The 15,538-nt window shown below is 49.8% G+C and carries 21 protein-coding genes; 7 read left to right on the top strand and 14 right to left on the bottom strand.

Annotated features, from left to right (window positions below):
- Positions 1–57: 57 nt before the first annotated feature.
- Together K7B67_RS00965 and K7B67_RS00960 are read right to left on the bottom strand one after the other, a co-directional pair.
- Positions 58–543 carry a YajQ family cyclic di-GMP-binding protein gene (locus tag K7B67_RS00965; protein ID WP_252178497.1) on the bottom strand — a complete coding sequence of 162 codons (486 nt, stop codon included), beginning with the start codon at positions 541–543 and terminating at the stop codon, positions 58–60.
- Between the two features lie 91 nt (positions 544–634).
- Positions 635–856 (bottom strand): dodecin, encoded by a 222-nt coding sequence (locus tag K7B67_RS00960; RefSeq protein ID WP_252178496.1) that lies wholly within the window; start codon positions 854–856, stop codon positions 635–637.
- A 149-nt stretch (positions 857–1,005) separates the two neighbouring features.
- Here K7B67_RS00960 and K7B67_RS00955 point away from each other — a divergent pair, with 149 nt between their 5' ends.
- Positions 1,006–1,935: a 2-dehydropantoate 2-reductase gene (locus K7B67_RS00955; protein ID WP_252178495.1), complete on the top strand. Its 930-nt coding sequence runs from the start codon at positions 1,006–1,008 to the stop codon at positions 1,933–1,935.
- Between the two features lie 12 nt (positions 1,936–1,947).
- Here K7B67_RS00955 and K7B67_RS00950 read toward each other — a convergent pair whose 3' ends face one another.
- Positions 1,948–2,448 (bottom strand): VirK family protein, encoded by a 501-nt coding sequence (locus K7B67_RS00950; protein WP_252178494.1) that lies wholly within the window; start codon positions 2,446–2,448, stop codon positions 1,948–1,950.
- Between the two features lie 146 nt (positions 2,449–2,594).
- Between K7B67_RS00950 and nadC the strand changes: the two genes are divergently transcribed.
- The 3 genes from nadC to K7B67_RS00935 all read left to right on the top strand — a co-directional run bounded on the left by nadC (position 2,595) and on the right by K7B67_RS00935 (position 6,280).
- Positions 2,595–3,506: a carboxylating nicotinate-nucleotide diphosphorylase gene (nadC, locus tag K7B67_RS00945; protein WP_252178493.1), complete on the top strand. Its 912-nt coding sequence runs from the start codon at positions 2,595–2,597 to the stop codon at positions 3,504–3,506.
- Positions 3,503–4,519 carry a UDP-glucose 4-epimerase GalE gene (gene galE / locus K7B67_RS00940; RefSeq protein ID WP_252178492.1) on the top strand — a complete coding sequence of 339 codons (1,017 nt, stop codon included), beginning with the start codon at positions 3,503–3,505 and terminating at the stop codon, positions 4,517–4,519. Before nadC ends, galE begins: the two co-directional genes overlap by 4 nt.
- Before the next feature lie 75 nt (positions 4,520–4,594).
- Positions 4,595–6,280, top strand: coding sequence for a helix-hairpin-helix domain-containing protein (locus tag K7B67_RS00935; RefSeq protein ID WP_252178491.1), 1,686 nt, complete (start codon positions 4,595–4,597; stop codon positions 6,278–6,280).
- A gap of 55 nt (positions 6,281–6,335) precedes the next feature.
- Here the strand turns inward: K7B67_RS00935 and K7B67_RS23930 are convergent, their stop codons facing one another.
- The gene (locus K7B67_RS23930; RefSeq protein WP_276576716.1) at positions 6,336–6,815 is read right to left on the bottom strand and encodes a prepilin-type N-terminal cleavage/methylation domain-containing protein; all 480 of its coding nucleotides are present in this window, start codon (positions 6,813–6,815) and stop codon (positions 6,336–6,338) included.
- 190 nt (positions 6,816–7,005) lie between these two features.
- Here K7B67_RS23930 and K7B67_RS00925 point away from each other — a divergent pair, with 190 nt between their 5' ends.
- Together K7B67_RS00925 and K7B67_RS00920 are read left to right on the top strand one after the other, a co-directional pair.
- Entirely contained in the window at positions 7,006–7,473 is a 468-nt protein-coding gene (locus K7B67_RS00925) for a hypothetical protein (protein WP_252178490.1), read from the top strand.
- Between the two features lie 315 nt (positions 7,474–7,788).
- Entirely contained in the window at positions 7,789–9,246 is a 1,458-nt protein-coding gene (locus K7B67_RS00920) for a hypothetical protein (protein WP_252178489.1), read from the top strand.
- Positions 9,247–9,409: 163 nt separating this feature from the next.
- On the opposite strand, the gene K7B67_RS00915 is transcribed toward K7B67_RS00920, so the two are convergent.
- Positions 9,410–9,856, bottom strand: coding sequence for a type II toxin-antitoxin system VapC family toxin (locus tag K7B67_RS00915; protein WP_252178488.1), 447 nt, complete (start codon positions 9,854–9,856; stop codon positions 9,410–9,412).
- Positions 9,853–10,125, bottom strand: coding sequence for a type II toxin-antitoxin system Phd/YefM family antitoxin (locus K7B67_RS00910; protein WP_252178487.1), 273 nt, complete (start codon positions 10,123–10,125; stop codon positions 9,853–9,855). The genes K7B67_RS00915 and K7B67_RS00910 overlap by 4 nt, the downstream gene beginning before the upstream one ends.
- A gap of 138 nt (positions 10,126–10,263) precedes the next feature.
- On the opposite strand from K7B67_RS00910, the gene K7B67_RS00905 reads away from it, so the two are divergent.
- Positions 10,264–10,524 carry a type II toxin-antitoxin system Phd/YefM family antitoxin gene (locus K7B67_RS00905; protein WP_252178486.1) on the top strand — a complete coding sequence of 87 codons (261 nt, stop codon included), beginning with the start codon at positions 10,264–10,266 and terminating at the stop codon, positions 10,522–10,524.
- Here K7B67_RS00905 and modC read toward each other — a convergent pair.
- From modC to K7B67_RS00865, 8 genes are all read right to left on the bottom strand, one after another.
- Positions 10,504–11,577 (bottom strand): molybdenum ABC transporter ATP-binding protein, encoded by a 1,074-nt coding sequence (modC, locus tag K7B67_RS00900; RefSeq protein ID WP_252178485.1) that lies wholly within the window; start codon positions 11,575–11,577, stop codon positions 10,504–10,506. The genes K7B67_RS00905 and modC overlap by 21 nt on opposite strands.
- Positions 11,578–11,587: 10 nt before the next feature.
- Positions 11,588–12,268 carry a molybdate ABC transporter permease subunit gene (gene modB / locus K7B67_RS00895; RefSeq protein WP_252178484.1) on the bottom strand — a complete coding sequence of 227 codons (681 nt, stop codon included), beginning with the start codon at positions 12,266–12,268 and terminating at the stop codon, positions 11,588–11,590.
- Entirely contained in the window at positions 12,268–13,044 is a 777-nt protein-coding gene (gene modA / locus K7B67_RS00890) for a molybdate ABC transporter substrate-binding protein (protein WP_252178483.1), read from the bottom strand. The genes modB and modA overlap by 1 nt, the downstream gene beginning before the upstream one ends.
- Positions 13,041–13,496, bottom strand: a complete 456-nt coding sequence (gene moaE / locus K7B67_RS00885; protein WP_252178482.1) for a molybdopterin synthase catalytic subunit MoaE — start codon at positions 13,494–13,496, stop codon at positions 13,041–13,043. The genes modA and moaE overlap by 4 nt, the downstream gene beginning before the upstream one ends.
- A gap of 2 nt (positions 13,497–13,498) precedes the next feature.
- Positions 13,499–13,744: a molybdopterin converting factor subunit 1 gene (gene moaD, locus K7B67_RS00880; RefSeq protein WP_252178481.1), complete on the bottom strand. Its 246-nt coding sequence runs from the start codon at positions 13,742–13,744 to the stop codon at positions 13,499–13,501.
- 24 nt (positions 13,745–13,768) lie between these two features.
- Positions 13,769–14,245 (bottom strand): cyclic pyranopterin monophosphate synthase MoaC, encoded by a 477-nt coding sequence (gene moaC, locus K7B67_RS00875; protein ID WP_346658245.1) that lies wholly within the window; start codon positions 14,243–14,245, stop codon positions 13,769–13,771.
- Positions 14,245–14,769 carry a molybdenum cofactor biosynthesis protein B gene (moaB, locus tag K7B67_RS00870; RefSeq protein WP_252178480.1) on the bottom strand — a complete coding sequence of 175 codons (525 nt, stop codon included), beginning with the start codon at positions 14,767–14,769 and terminating at the stop codon, positions 14,245–14,247. The genes moaC and moaB overlap by 1 nt, the downstream gene beginning before the upstream one ends.
- An 85-nt stretch (positions 14,770–14,854) precedes the next feature.
- The gene (locus K7B67_RS00865; protein WP_252178479.1) at positions 14,855–15,436 is read right to left on the bottom strand and encodes a molybdenum cofactor guanylyltransferase; all 582 of its coding nucleotides are present in this window, start codon (positions 15,434–15,436) and stop codon (positions 14,855–14,857) included.
- Between the last annotated feature and the right edge of the window lie 102 nt (positions 15,437–15,538).

Below are 15,538 nucleotides of genomic sequence, written 5' to 3'. Positions count from 1 at the left end.
GTGCTCTTGACGGATTTATTGTCGACTAACAGGAGAGGAACACCTCTCCTGCCAGAATCAGTCCCTGAAGTTGTTGTACTGCAAAGGCATCTCGGTATCCGCTTCTCTGAGCAAAGCAATAGCGGTCTGAAGATCGTCACGCTTTTTACCCGTGACGCGGACCTGCTCGCCCTGAATGGCAGGCTGTACCTTGAGCTTGGCATCCTTGATCATCTTGACGATTTTTTTGGCCTGCTCTTTATCAAGCCCCTGTCGTACAACAACATCCTGTTTAAGCTGTTTGCCAGAACCATAATGGTCTTTCACTTCCAGGCATTTAACATCAATGCCCCGCTTGACCATTTTGGTTTTCAGCATTTCGACCATCTGCACCAGCTGGAAGTCGGCATCGGCTGTCATCACAATCTGGTTTTCACCGCTTTTTTCAAAGCTGGCGTCAACCCCTCTGAAATCATAACGGGTGGTCAGCTCGCGATTCGCCTGATCGACCGCATTGGTCAGCTCGTGCATATCCACTTCAGAAACAATATCAAATGAAGGCATGAGGGATTTCCCAATCAACAAAACCTGAACGTAAGCATCTATTGTATCCGAGAATCCCTGCCAGATGGCAAGCCCTGATCAGGTGCGATGTTCAGGAAGGTTTGCCATGGTCTTCCAGCCTGAAACCGATTCTGACGGTCACCTGAAAGTGGGCGATCTCACCCTCCTCAATATGACCCCGATGCTCCACCACCTCATACCAGCCCAGATTTTTCAGAGTGACACTGGCCGCTGCAATAGCATTACGGACGGCATCGTCGCTACTGACGGTTGAGCTGCCCACCACTTCAAGGATTTTATAGATATGAGCCATAACAAATAGTCTCCACGACATTGACAGGACAGAGGAAGTATAGACACCCTTCGTCATTAACCGTCATTAACCGTCATTCACCGTCATTCACAAATCATCACCGACTGTTTAAACTCGCTCAGATTTTTTCAACCAGAGCGAACCAAGAAGTGACCTGGCATATCATCGGTGCTGGCAGCATGGGCTGCCTGTGGACGGCGCAGCTGCTCAAGGCAGGAATGAAAGCCACCCTGCTTGTTCGGGAACAAAGATTGCGCTCACTCAACATTGCCCACAACATTGCCCGGCCCATTCTGACCGTGGATGAATGGGATGGCGCTACTCATCGTTACCCCATCAAACTCAACTCTCCGGAATCTCTCACGGACTCAATCACCCATTTATTAGTCTGCACAAAAGCTCAGGATGCCGAAGCTGCTGTTCAGTCACTGGCTGGCCAGTTATCAGACCAATGTCAGATACTTTTGATGCAGAATGGTATGGGCAGCCAACAGGCAATAGCACGACAGTTCTGTTCACAAACTGTATGGGCCGCATCGACAACGGAAGGGGCGTGGATGAAAGACGCTCTGCATGTCTGCCATGCTGGTAGTGGCTCAACCTGGGTGGGCCCTGTTGATCAGGAGCCTGACGATTCGGTCTGGCAAGCTTTAAAAGGGGTTCTCGAACAGCTGCCACTTGATATTCAGTTTACCCATCAGATTGAACAAAAGCTCTGGGATAAGCTGGCAATCAATTGTGCCATCAACGGCCTTACCGCTTTGTACGATTGCCGGAATGGAGAGTTGCTGAACAGCAAAGAGCGCCAACAGCGTCTGGCTGCACTGACTGAAGAAGTGACACAGGTGAGGCAATCCGCCGGTGTTCCCGGCTCAGGAAACCTTCTTGAGTTAGTCCATCAGGTTTGCCGGGATACGGCAATGAATCACTCTTCAACCTGCATGGACGCCCGACGGGGTCGAGACACTGAACTGGCGTTTATTAACGGCTACCTGATCGAGCAGGCTGAAAAGCTGGGTGTAGAAACACCGGCTAACCGGAGACTGATGAAAGCACTGACAGAGCTCAACATCAGGTAGCCAAAAAAATCTTCAAAGGTGGGGTGTGCGCCATAACTTAACCGCTGTTCCCAGTGGACACTTGAAGTGAAGGCTGACTATGGTCTTCCCGGTTTTTGCATCTGCAGCAATAAACCTGACGTCAAATTCTCCAGCACTTTCTTTGGAGAGGGTATAGGCGCTTTGCCACTCCAGCCAGGCTGGCAGCTCTTCCCGGTCTGGCGTTGTGTCATGCATAGCTTCGGATACTAATCGTGTACTCAGTTTATACGTCGTTAACATCAGTATTAAACCATCTGCATTGAGCGTGTTTCGATTAAAAACAGTGATCTCTTTTCCCCGGAATCTCGGAACTCCTTCAGACTCTGGCGAGCACTGTGCAAAATCAATCACACCTTTAATAGGCACTTCTCCCTGCTCAAGGGCGGCCCTGAGGGCCGGGTAGGAGTTAATTTGAGCGCTCTCTGCCCATGCTTGGGAATGGGAGATAACCAAAGTGAGAAAAGCACAGGTAATCAGCCTGATGGTACGCATGTTTTGCACCTGCCGCTGTGTTTTGAAAGTGGTTTTACAGTATAGTTCATGACTGGCGATTGCCATCGGCAAGACCAAAGACCTTCAGTTGTTTATAATCCCGGCCCATTGATTATCATTTCCGCAAAACAGTAAGTAGAGTCAACATGCAGCCCCAGGACAACCTCGCTTCCGACCTGACCGATACTATCCAGCTCACTATCCAGCTCAATGTTCGCCATGCCCTGGAAGAAGACATCGGCTCAGGTGACATTACCGCCTCCCTGATTCCTGCCGGGCAAATGGCCAAAGCCCGTATCCTTTGCCGCGAGCCTGCGGTGATTGCCGGACGCCCCTGGTTTGATGAAGTGTTCAGGCAGGTTGACCCGTCGGTGACTCTGGACTGGCAGGTAAAAGAAGGGGAGCGGGTTGCGGCGGATCAGGTTCTGGTTTTTATGGAAGGCCCTGCCCGAAGCCTGTTGACCGCTGAACGTGCTGCCATGAACTTCCTTCAGACCCTTTCCGGCACCGCTACCCGCTGTTATCACTATGCCAATCAGGTTAAAGAGACAGGCGTTCGACTGCTGGATACTCGCAAAACCCTGCCCGGCCTCCGCCTTGCTCAAAAGTATGCCGTCAAGACAGGCGGGTGCCACAATCACCGCATCGGGCTGTATGATGCCTTTCTGATCAAGGAAAACCATATTGCTGCCTGTGGCGGTATTGAGCAGGCTGTCAGCACCGCCCGGACCATGGCTCCGGGCAAACCCGTGGAAGTCGAGGTTGAGAACATGGCCGAGTTCCAACGGGCAAGAAGCGCGGGTGCCGACATCATCATGCTGGACAACTTCCCACTGGCAACACTGCGTGAGACCGTTGAGCTGAACAACACCCTGCCAGCGCCGCAACCGAAACTGGAAGCTTCCGGCGGTATCACCGATGAGCGTCTGCCAGTGATCGCCGCCACCGGCGTTGACTTTATTTCCATTGGCACGCTCACCAAAGACATTCAATCCATTGATCTCTCCATGAGACTGATTGAGACCACAGAAATCTTAACAGCGAGCAACAAACCATGAGTAAAATTCTCGTCACAGGGGGGGCTGGCTATATTGGTAGCCATACCTGCCTGGAATTATTAAACGACAACTACGAAATAGTCGTTCTGGATAACCTCTGCAACAGCAGTGAAGAGTCGCTGCGCCGGGTTCAGGATATGACCGGCAAGACACTGACGTTTGTTAACGGCGACATCCGCGACCGGGCCTTGCTGGACACTCTTTTTCAACAGCATGACTTTGCAGCCGTTATTCACTTTGCGGGATTGAAAGCCGTTGGCGAGTCCTGCGAGATACCGCTCGATTACTATGACAACAATGTGTACGGCACCCTGGTACTCTGCCAGGCCATGCAGGCCGCCGGGGTTAAACGCATTGTTTTCAGCTCGTCAGCCACGGTTTATGGTGATCCGGCTACGTTGCCGATCACAGAAGACTTTCCCCTGAGTGCCACCAACCCATACGGTCGCTCGAAGCTGATGGTGGAAGAAATCCTGGAAGATCTCTTCAAATCCGATGCTGACTGGAGCATTGGCTTGTTGCGTTACTTTAATCCGGCAGGTGCTCATGCTTCTGGTCGTATTGGCGAAGATCCCAATGACATCCCTAATAACCTGATGCCCTACGTATCCCAGGTGGCTATTGGCAAGCTGGAAAAATTGAGAGTCTTTGGTGACGACTATCCCACCGTTGACGGAACCGGAATTCGTGATTACATCCACGTCGTGGATCTGTCATTGGGCCATGTCAAAGCCATAGAAAAACTTTGTACGACCAAAGGCGTACATACCTGGAACCTGGGTGTCGGCCAAGGTTGCAGCGTACTGGAAATCGTTGCGGCCTTTGAGAAAGCATCAGGCCAAAGCGTACCTTATGAAATCACGCCTCGCCGGTCGGGCGACATTGCTGCCTGCTATGCCAATCCCGAAAAAGCCCTGAACGAACTGGGCTGGAAAGCAGAGCGAGGACTGGAAGATATGGTGACCGACGCCTGGCGCTGGCAGTCCAATAACCCTGATGGCTACAGGTCGTAAGCCTGCTCTCCTCTGATCAGTTTCGTCTTTTACTGCCGATCAGTAAAAGACGTTACCCTCACCGGAAAACTGATCATGAAACATCTTTTTTCGCTCTTGCTTTTACTCCTTCCAGTGACAGCATGGAGTGCCTGTCCAAACTGGTCAGATGAGCAGGCCGAACAGCAGATCATCGCTCTGCAAAAAGAGATCAGGCATCACGACGATCTTTACTATAACAAGCACTCACCCGTTCTTACTGACCATGAATACGACGCGCTGAAAGCACAACTGCAATCTCTGACGCAGTGTTTTCCAGAACTGACACTCCCTGCCATTGCTGAAGAAGAAGAGGCCGGGGGAGATGTTGATCACCGCGCCTTTATGGGCAGCCTGAAAAAAGCCCGGAACGTAAATGACATCAAAAAATTCCTGAAAGAGGCCGGGCAGGAAAGCATTCTGGTGCAACCCAAGATAGACGGTATTGCAGTCGAGCTTATTTATCAGAACGGAAAACTGGTCGCCGCCTCCACCCGGGGCACCGGCGACCGGGGCGAAACTATTCTTGATGCCGTCAAACAGATGCCAATGATCCCGAAAGTGCTGAAAACGAACTATGACGACATTATCCTTCATGGCGAGCTGTTTGCCCGTTTGGGTGAGACCGTCAGAGATTCCGGTTACACCAGCGCCCGCCATTTTGTTGCTGGCCATATCAGTCGTAACGAACTGGATGTTACTGCACTGGGCAGTATCGAGTTTTTCCCCTGGCGCTGGGTCAATAGCCCATTTGCGAGCGACAAAACGGTCATTAACACCCTGTACAGCTACGGTTTTGAGCTACCTGCCCGGTATACCCATCCAGTTAAGACTCTGAAAGAAATAGAAACGATTCGTCAAACCTACAGTAACAGCAGTGGTGAAGAGCCCTTCCTTATGGACGGTATTGTTCTGAAACTGGACAACCTTGAGCTTCGTAAAAAACTGGGCTGGAACAGCCGCCACCCAGCCTGGGCCATTGCCTGGAAATTCCCTTCAGACAGCGCGGTAACCGAAGTAAAGGACGTTCATTTCAGCGTGGGACGAACCGGTAATATCACCCCGGTACTGCAACTGGCACCGGCAGCGATCGGAGGGAGAACAATCCAGCAGGTATCACTGGGCAGCATCAATAACCTGACGGATAAGGATATTGCCATTGGCGACCAGGTTTCTGTGCAACTGAAAGGCGCCGCCACACCGGCTTTTGGCCTGGTTGTTCTAAGACCGAAGCACCGCACCCAGCCAACCCTGCCAGATTCGGCAAAGTACAACGCTTTCACCTGTCTTGAGCTAAAGCCCGGCTGTGAAGAACAGCTAATGGCAAGAATAAAATGGCTTGGGATGCAGCTGGATATTCCCTTTTTGCATGAACCGCTGATCAACAAGCTAATGACCAATAAAGCCATTAACCGCTTTTCAGATGCTTTTAGCGTATCTGAATCGGACCTGAAACAGGCGGGCCTGGATGAGCACACATCGAAACAACTGCTCTCTACACTCAACGTTCTTCACAGAGTTTCTCTGGAGTCTCAGATAAGTGCCCTGAGCATCCCACAGGTAGGAAAAAGCCGTGCTAAAAAACTGGCAACCCATTTCAAACATTGGGAAAACATGCTGAATGCCACGCCTGAGGAAATGGCGGCTGTGGCTTCGATGTCCATCGAGCAAGCCAAGGTAGCTAAAGACTATTTAAATACTCCAGACATCAGAGACGCTATTGAATGGTTTGGACGGCGGTGATTCTGCTCAAAAAAAAGGCCGGGTTAAATCCGGCCTTTTTTGATAACAGATAGTGTTAAGGGCAGGCTGAAATAGCAGTGGTAAACCCGGGATAATTCTTAACAGCATCTGTTTCACATAAGTCATTTGTCCCTGTCACACCACCGTTTGTACAAAAAACCTGCCAGGTGGTGCCCGCTGTGTCAGGACACATAGTAACGGTTTGGCTCCCAAATGGACTGCCCGGTGTAATTACAAAAGACGATTTGTCTGTCACCGAGTTAGCCGATACTTTACCTGCTGACGCGGGCACTGAATTTTCAGTAAGATCGCAGGAATCCAGTGCATGTGACTGCAAGCAGATCGAAATGGCTGTTTTATAGGCATTTGCTTCTTGAATAGCCGCGCTCGCAGTAGCATTACGGGTGTAGTTCTGATACTGGGGAATCGCTACTGCTGCCAGAATACCAATGATCGCCACTACGATCATCAGCTCAATCAGCGTGAAACCCAGCATCCTGGCTGTCCATATTTTCATCTCATCATCCTCGGTCATTAAATCGTTGCCCTCTACCAGTACATCAGGCTCCTCAAGTCAGGCTCCTCAAGTCAGTCTCTAGCAAGATGTTTCGGCGCTCATGGTCAGAGCTTTAGGCTTATCTTTCCCCGCTAAACCCGCTGATTTCTCGTGATTTTCAGGTGACACCCGATAACCCCCAGAAGGCTTATCTATAAAGGCGGCTGCCATGAAACATCGCACCTTTTTCGTGGGTAATTTCGCGGGTAATTTCGCGGCTAAAAGACTCTCTCTTGCAATCCGGGCCCTCACGGCTGTGCTGGTACTGTCATGCATTGCGATCACTGTGGCTATGGGTCTTCAAGCGATTTACCAGGGGGAAGTGGATCGTTATTTTCAAGAAAAACAAGGCTCAGAGTTGATGCTGATTATTCAATCAGGGCACCACACGCTCAAAACCTCAGGTTCAGGCAAAGATAATTTCAGACCGCTGTTAAGCAGTGAACTGGGGGAATATCAGGATCATACCTTTGTAGGCTGGCACGCAGATTTTGCACACATGATCCGGGAAGGTGAGCTTCCTTTCTTTATGTTCTATGAAGTGAGTTATCAGAAAGGGCGGACTCAAGAGTCTTTTTCTTACGAAGGGTTGCTGAATCCGCAGTTGATTGCCAGAAAGGTGAATATTGATGAGTGAGGTGAAAGGCTCCATTCTGCGAAAAGTGTGGGCCAAATGCTTACAGATCCACATCCCTCGGGATTTCTCCGCTTCTGTCAAAGGCTTCAACATCAGAATTTGAAAAGGGAGATTTTTTGAGAAGCTAACTAGGACTATGACTACCCCCTTTGTTGCTTTCTACAGCACGAACTCTGAGGCCGACGAGGCTAGCACGCTATACACTGCTTCGGCAGGTACGACCGAAGTGGTGACGAGGCTGGGGGTTATTTTTTGATGGATAATTATAAATACAGAGTCTAGACTTCTTGTCGATTGCTTCAAGGGGTCCTGAGCATGATCATGCTGAAACACCATTTATTAGCCCAATTAGTCGTCCCTTTATTCCTGTTAATGGCTTTTTTTGCACAAGCCCGGACGACTCAATCTCCAAACGTCAACTCTTCTCCAGCCACAACCTCTTCTTCTACAGCACCCTATTCTCCTCTGCCGACAGTATTATGTGACTCTCTTACGGGACAAACGATGGGGGTTATACAGCGGCTGACCCAGTACACAGAACTTGTCAAGGGACGACAGTGTATTGTTCTCGCTGCTGATCCGACAGGAGAGACAGAGGATCTGAGTGAGACGATCAAACGGGCTCCTGAGGGTACTGTTATACTGCTCTCTTCCGAGACTGTGCCTACTGCGTCTTCTACTTCCACATCCTCTCTCCCTTCGGTGGGTAAAATCCCGGTTGAGTATTTTATAGATAAAGGAATAGTTTTGAAGAACGGTCAGGACATCATTGGTGCAGCAGACGACGGTTTTGAAATAGTTATCAGAGTTGACGCAGGGTTTAGAGATCTATCTATGGTCATGATTGATGATATGCACGATTTCGATAAAACGAGAGACAGTCACATAAACCATGTTACTTTCCAGCCCGTTGGACCTGATAACAATGTGGGGGCTTATTCTATTATTTATGCAGGCTGCTATAACCGGAAACTGATTGTAGAAAATAACCTGTTCCATGTGTCTGTTAGACGGGCCGGACTTTACTTCTCTTGCGCAGACCCCCTTGATGCATCGGTGAAGTCGAGCCTGCTGTTTGCCAATAACACTATGATAGGTACATCCACACTCTTCGGCGTGAAGGATATTTTTCCCAAAGGGTTAGATATTGATTATTCCGGTACGCAGTTACAGAAGATCGCTGTTATTGAAAATATATTCCAGGGCAGGATGGCACGCGCGGGTGAATTTTACCTACCGGCCGGGAGCAGTATGGATATTTTCAGAAACATTGTTGATATCAACAACAATATGCCAGACAAGAAACCTCTTCCGACAAGACTAGCTCGTTTCAGAGATGGTTTCTTTCTCAGAGGTAATTATGATACAAAAGTCAACTTGCTACCTCCTCTTTTTAATCTGGCAGGCAATCGAATACGCTCAAAAAATTCAGCTATAGGTATCGAAGGACACATTAAACTGGCCCTTGCCTGTAACCATCTTCAGGCGGTCAATCCGTGGCGACAAGATCCACCTTCATGGTGGTGGCGACCACAACAATACGGCTTGAAAGCCGTTGATCCACAACCATTGGCAGGAGAGTGTGAAGGCACTAAGGATTCAGCCGGTGCCATGGTAACGCCCACTTCAGCAAAAGTCTGCCAGGTTTTCAATACTTGGACGTCTATCAATGGTTCCATGACCAATCCTTTGAGTGGACTGGACAGCCTTGATGGTCAGTTATTCAGTCTTGATGGTCAGTTATTTTTGATTTATGAGTCTGCCCCTCAGTAACTGTTGCTTCCTACAACACGGGCTCTGAGGCCGACTGTCATGCACTGCAATCACCGCTGCTATAGGTCTTCAAGCGATTTACCAGGGGGGAAGTGAATCGTTATTTTAAAGAGAAACAAGGCTCAGCGAAGTTAATTGCCAGAAAGGTGCATACTGATGGTATTTAATTGACACCGCAGAAAGGTGCCGTGTCTTCCCAAGGGTTATATAACTGAACCTGACTCATGCGCATATCGCCTGTATTTCGAGTAACTACAGTACAGTCATTCACTAATCCTGTGACAGCTATAAGCCCATCAATAACGGGCATAGGTGTACCCTTTTTTTCAGATTCAGCCTGAATACGCCCCCAGGCTATTGCCACCCCAAGATCTATAGGTAATATTCTGTGCTTGAAGCGCTCCATTAAATCAGACTCAAGCCAGGTTCGCAGCTTTTCCTGCCTTACCGGTTCCTGGCATTTTATTATTCCCTTTTCAATTTCTGCCAAAGTTAAAACACTCAAATAAAGCCTGTTTTCCTCACGACTATCGATCCATTCAAGTACATGCTTATCAGGATTTTTTTTGAATGCTTCTGACAACACGCAGGTATCCAGTAAATACTTCACAGATCTACATCCCTCGGGGTTTCTTTACTTCTGTCAAACGTTTCAACATCAGAATCTGAAAAGGGTGAGGCTTTAAGAAACTCACTCAGACTATTCTCTGGTGCACACATCCTTTGATAGTCTTCAAATGAGAGGACGACAGCCGCTTTATGCCCATGACGGGTCACGAATTGTGGACCATGCTGACGAGCCCTGTCCACAATATGACTGAACTTGCTTTTCGCCTCCTGTAACTGCCATTGATTTTCCATACTAATCCCCTCAGTCATAACACGCTCCTAAAAAACTAGTCTGACTAGTCATATCTGTCAAACTCAGCAACCATGCCATCGAGTCTTAAGTTATGCTCTTATGCCTTAAATTCAAGCTACTTTAGACACAGTAATACTCAAAATGGTATTTCGATTATGCACTCCATAACAGCTACCGAACTGGCCAAAAGCCTTTCTGAAACCATAAATTCAGTCAAAGCTTCCGGACAAAGCCTGCTTATCACCCGGGGTGGAAAGCCTGTTGCCATCCTCTCTCCTCCTCCAAAACAGGGTCTTACTGTTGATGAACTGGTAGAAGTCCTCTCCAATATGCCAAGGTTGGGAGATGATGCAGCAAGCTTCGCAGAGGATGTCAGATTAGCTCGTTCTAACGACTCAAACCACTTCCAGCCCTGAAGCCTTAAAATGAGCAAACACCTTCATTCCGACTTTCAGTGGTAAGCGATCCACCGACTTTCTCGTCACCATGGCCATTAACTTCTGCTCACCCAGAGATAATGTGATTAACTGGTGCCAGTCGTCCATCGCCTGTATTAAATCAATCACCACCGGCAAACGATTCAGAACACTGGTTTCACAAAAGTCATCCAGCACAATACTCACTTCATGGGCCGGGACAATCATCCGTACTTTGGTTCCCAGCGCCAAACCCGCTTCATGAACCTGCAACGGATAACCTTCAGCACTGAGAACAGTGAGCCCATAGTCCTTATCATGATCAACCACTTCCGCTTCCAGCGTGGATAATAGTGGCTCATGCTGATCATCAACCGCCAGTGCGCTGTTTAGCAACGTCTGGCTTTGATCTTTTCCGGTCACAGAACCCTGATGCAGTAACAACACCCTGTCAGCCAGACGGGCGACTTCTTCTCTGGAATGACTGACCATAATAATGGGGATATTGAAATCGCGATGAATATTTCTTAAACAAGGCAATATCGTCGCCTTGGAATCCCAGTCCAGAGAAGCCAGAGGCTCATCCATTAACAATAATTGCGGTGCATTCAACAAGGTACGGGCGATGGCGACCCGCTGTTTTTCGCCACCAGACAGGGCTTCAATCCCGCGATTCAACAGGTGGCCAATACCTGATTGGTCGACAACTTCAGCCAGGGATAATCCCTGTCGATCCGGACTTGAGCGTTTCGCAGAAAACCGGAGGTTACCCAAAACACTCAAATGTGGAAATAAACGCGCTTCCTGAAAGATGTAACCTATCCCACGTTGTTCAGGGGGAACAAAGATACCCTGTTGACTGTCCATCCAGACCTGATCATGACACTGAATCCGACCCTTAACCTGTTTTTCCAGACCGGCAATCGCTCTGAGCAGAGAGGTTTTGCCGCAACCTGAAGCCCCCATAATGCCCCACACTGCATCCAGCTCCAGCGAGGTATTGATGGCAAGATCGAACCGATCCCGAGGCAGTTGAATATCCAGTTGCAACATCAACGGCAACTCACTCCCGACACCTGTCTTTTATCAATACGGTACGCTTATCAATGCTATACAGCGCCACCAGCATCACCAGCGCAAACATTAACAAACCCGCTGCCATAGCATGTGCCTGATCCAGCTGTTGCGTTTCCACCGCGTCGTATAAGGCGATGGACAACACCTGAGTTTCTCCGGGAATATTGCCGCCAATCATCAGCACTACACCAAACTCACCCACCGTATGGGCAAACCCCATACAGGCAGCCAGCAAGAGCGCTCTGAGAGAGTTAGGCAGAACCACATTCACAAACCGGTCAAGCCGACTGGCTCCCAGCATGGCAGCAGCTTCAAGCAGGCCATGATCCAACTGCTCAAACGCCCTTTGCAGAGGTTGTACGACAAATGGCAACGAATACAGAACAGAAGCAACCACCAGCCCTGAAAAGCTGAATGCCAGAGTTGAACCTGTTAAATCAACCCACCATTGACCCAGCGTATTGTCCGGCGAGAAGGCAATTAACAGATAAAAGCCAAGCACCGTTGGCGGCAGCACCAGTGGCAATCCCACGAAAGCTTCTATTAATGGCCGAAAACGGCTGCTCATATTGGCCAGTTTCCAGGCCAGAGGTATCCCCACCAGCATCAACAGCAGCGTCGTCATCAGAGCCAGTTTAATGGTCAGCCAGATGGCTGTGATCAGCATTATTTCGCCTTATCCTTGATAGCAGGAAACTTGATAGCAGGAAAATAGCCATGCTCAGCGATATAGTTCTGGGACGGAGCAGACAACACAAACGTCGAAAACGCCTGGGCAGCTTCGCTATGGTCTGTTCTTTTCAGGATCACCATATCCTGACGAATCGGATCATAAAGCCGGTCTGGTATGTAAGTGATTCGCTGCAATTCTTTGCCTGACAGCTGGGATAAGGCAACCAGCCCCACTTTCACATTACCACTGGCAACAAACTGCCATGTCTGCTGAATGTTCGCTCCCTGTACCAGACGCCCCTGATAACTTTTCCACAAACCCAGTTTTTCCAGCGACTGTTCAGCCGCCAGCCCGTAAGGTGCCGTTGCGGGGTTGGCAATAGCTAATTTACCCTGCCAATCCTTGAGCTGATCAATGGACAATGGCTTGACATGGCTGGTTCGATCCCAAAGCACCAGACGTCCATAGGCGTAAGTCTTTCGGCTTTCTGACAGTGTTTTTCCCTTTTGTTCCAACTCCAGGGGTCTGGCCTGGTCGGCTGAGAAAAAAAGGTCAAAAGGCGCATCGTGCATAATCTGGTTGTACAGCACTCCGGTAGACGCCGACGAGATACTCACCTGATGACCTGTTTGCTGCTCAAACCGTTCAGCCAGATATTCCAGCACCGGCTTAAAGTTGGCAGACACGGCTACCCGAAGCGTGTCGGCGGTGGCACTGACACTCAACAACAGCGTCGCAATACCCAGCCCAATACCCAGCCAATAGTTCACAATGATTCTGGCTCCCAGCGTTTCGCCGCCTGCTCATCGGACTCCCTGGCGTCCACCCAGCGATCGCCTTCGGATGTGGTTTCTTTTTTCCAGAAAGGAGCGCGGGTTTTCAGGTAGTCCATAACAAACTCACAGATCTCAAAGGCCGCTTTGCGGTGGGCGCTGGCGACACCGACAAAAACAATTCTGTCACCCGGCTTAAGCGGCCCGACCCGATGAATCACCTTGATGGCTTGCAGTGGCCAGCGTTCAGCGGCTTCATCAATAATGTCCTGAAGCGCCTTCTCGGTCATACCCGGATAATGTTCCAGATAAAGCCCACCGACATCGTCCCCAAGGTTTTCATCTCTCACCAATCCAGTGAAAGTCACCAGGGCACCGGTACCGGTGTTGCCGCTGAGCAGATCCTGTTCAAAGCCGGGATCAAAGTCATCCTGCTGTATGGAAATCATGATTAGCCTCCGGTGACGGGAGGAAAGAATGCAATTTCGTCGCCTTCTTTTATTTCAAAATTCTTGCGGGTCATGGTCTGATTCAGGGCCACCAGAGTACGTGAATCATTAACCACTTCCTGCCAGTCTTGCCCTTTTTTGCAGAGCACATCACGAAGCTCAGAAAGATTCGTTGGCTTATCAGCCAGTTCCAGACTGTCGATACCCAGCTTTTCCCGGTAGCTGGCGAAAAAAAGAACCTTAATCACAGGACTCACTCTCCTCTGTAATGGTTAACCAGCCGCTTTGTAGTGACCACTCTTGCCACCGCTTTTCTCAAGCACCTGCACACCTTCGATGCACATATCCTTATCGACGGCCTTGCACATGTCATAGATTGTCAAAGCTGCCACAGAAGCGGCTGCCAGGGCTTCCATTTCAACACCGGTTTTACCGCTTAAACGACAGCAGGTCTCGATCCGGATGCGGCTTTGTTCAGGCTCCAGTTCAAACTCTACGCCGATAAAGTTCAACATTAACGGATGACACAGAGGTATCAGGTTGCCGCACTGTTTGGCCGCCTGGATGCCAGCAATGCGGGCTACCGCCAGCACATCGCCTTTTTTCAGACCATTGTCAGCCACCAGCGCCAATGTTTCCGGTTTCATCACCACGAAACCTTCTGCCCTGGCTTCACGGCGGGTGACGTTTTTGTCACCCACATCCACCATGCTGGCCTTGCCTTCGTCATTGGTATGGGTCAGCGACATCAGTCTTCAACCTTTTTGAGTTGCTCAACAAAGTTGCAGGGCCGGTGTCGACTGTCCAGCTGCTCTCTGATAATGCCTTCCCAGCCAGTCTTACAGGCATTATTGGAACCCGGCATGACAAAAATGACGGTACCATTGGCAAAGCCGGCAATGGTTCTTGATTGGATGGTGGACGTACCAATCTGGTCATAGGAGAGTTGCCGGAACAGCTCGCCATAGCCGTCTACTTCCTTGTCAAAAATGGGGAGTAAGGCTTCCGGAGTGCTGTCACGACCGGAAAATCCAGTACCGCCCGTGACCAGAACGGCCTGAACATTGTCCGAGGCGATCCAGCGGGATACCACTTCACGAATCTTGTAGATGTCGTCTTTGACAATCGCCTTGTCCGCCAGTTTATGGCCGGTGGCGGTCAGGTTATCCACCAGCAGATGGCCAGAGGTATCTGTTTCTTCGGTACGGGTATCAGAAACAGTCAGTACCGCAATGTTCAGGGGTACAAATTCAGTTACTTGTTTATGAGCCATCAGATCTCCGTTGATACCGTTAGGTTTTTCCCGCTCAGGGCTGTCTTCCGCTCAGGGCTGTCTTCCGCTCAGGGCTGTCTTCCGCTCAGGGCTGTTCCGCTCTGCTCATGGCTGTCTGAGCACGATGCCACTCATCGGGGGTATTGGTGTTCTGGAAATGCACGACCATTTCCTCAGGCAGCGGGACAGTCACACCCTGCAAACGATCAAACAGCCGCCTGAGAGAATAGTCTTTGTGATCCTGGCTGCTCAGCGCACGATTAACAGCACTTCGCAGCTGGCTGTTGACAGGCAGAACAAGCGGCAGAGAGAAGGTTTCAAACATAACCGCCCTGCCCTGCTCAGCAATGGCTGATACCAGCTCCCGGCAGGCTTCCGGTGGCAATAAAGGCATATCCACCGGTACCACCAGCAGGTTGACACCATCGGGTAGAACATCAATAGCCACATGAATACCACTGAGAGGCCCTTTGCCCGGTATTTTATCCGCCAGCGCCCTGTTGCCAAACTGGGCACCGCTGAGCAGCACCCTGTCGACACCCGATTCATACAACAGGTTTTGCATATGCTGGAACAGGGGAATGTTCTGCCAGAGCAGGCGAGCTTTGTCCTGCCCCATCCGGGAAGACCGGCCACCAGCTAGCACCAATCCAATTGTTTGGGTCATATACAGAAACCCATAAACCGTTTTGCCTGTTAAGCGGGATAGGGATTCTACCAGCCTGCCCTGTCGAGGTTAAGAATGAAGCATTATTTTCTTTTACTCTTC

It is taken from the genome of Endozoicomonas sp. 4G (assembly GCF_023822025.1).
In the GTDB taxonomy this organism is placed as follows: Bacteria; Pseudomonadota; Gammaproteobacteria; order Pseudomonadales; family Endozoicomonadaceae; genus Endozoicomonas_A.
This window is presented reverse-complemented; position numbering and strand designations above follow the sequence as displayed.

Coding starts and splice junctions, on each gene's coding strand:
- K7B67_RS00965 (WP_252178497.1), bottom strand. CDS start 543: ATGCCTTCATTTGATATTGTTTCTGAAGTGGATATGCACGAGCTGACC.
- K7B67_RS00960 (WP_252178496.1), bottom strand. CDS start 856: ATGGCTCATATCTATAAAATCCTTGAAGTGGTGGGCAGCTCAACCGTC.
- K7B67_RS00950 (WP_252178494.1), bottom strand. CDS start 2,448: ATGCGTACCATCAGGCTGATTACCTGTGCTTTTCTCACTTTGGTTATC.
- nadC (WP_252178493.1), top strand. CDS start 2,595: ATGCAGCCCCAGGACAACCTCGCTTCCGACCTGACCGATACTATCCAG.
- galE (WP_252178492.1), top strand. CDS start 3,503: ATGAGTAAAATTCTCGTCACAGGGGGGGCTGGCTATATTGGTAGCCAT.
- K7B67_RS00935 (WP_252178491.1), top strand. CDS start 4,595: ATGAAACATCTTTTTTCGCTCTTGCTTTTACTCCTTCCAGTGACAGCA.
- K7B67_RS23930 (WP_276576716.1), bottom strand. CDS start 6,815: ATGACCGAGGATGATGAGATGAAAATATGGACAGCCAGGATGCTGGGT.
- K7B67_RS00925 (WP_252178490.1), top strand. CDS start 7,006: ATGAAACATCGCACCTTTTTCGTGGGTAATTTCGCGGGTAATTTCGCG.
- K7B67_RS00920 (WP_252178489.1), top strand. CDS start 7,789: ATGATCATGCTGAAACACCATTTATTAGCCCAATTAGTCGTCCCTTTA.
- K7B67_RS00910 (WP_252178487.1), bottom strand. CDS start 10,125: ATGACTGAGGGGATTAGTATGGAAAATCAATGGCAGTTACAGGAGGCG.
- K7B67_RS00905 (WP_252178486.1), top strand. CDS start 10,264: ATGCACTCCATAACAGCTACCGAACTGGCCAAAAGCCTTTCTGAAACC.
- modC (WP_252178485.1), bottom strand. CDS start 11,577: ATGTTGCAACTGGATATTCAACTGCCTCGGGATCGGTTCGATCTTGCC.
- modB (WP_252178484.1), bottom strand. CDS start 12,268: ATGCTGATCACAGCCATCTGGCTGACCATTAAACTGGCTCTGATGACG.
- moaE (WP_252178482.1), bottom strand. CDS start 13,496: ATGATTTCCATACAGCAGGATGACTTTGATCCCGGCTTTGAACAGGAT.
- moaC (WP_346658245.1), bottom strand. CDS start 14,245: ATGTCGCTGACCCATACCAATGACGAAGGCAAGGCCAGCATGGTGGAT.
- moaB (WP_252178480.1), bottom strand. CDS start 14,769: ATGGCTCATAAACAAGTAACTGAATTTGTACCCCTGAACATTGCGGTA.
- K7B67_RS00865 (WP_252178479.1), bottom strand. CDS start 15,436: ATGACCCAAACAATTGGATTGGTGCTAGCTGGTGGCCGGTCTTCCCGG.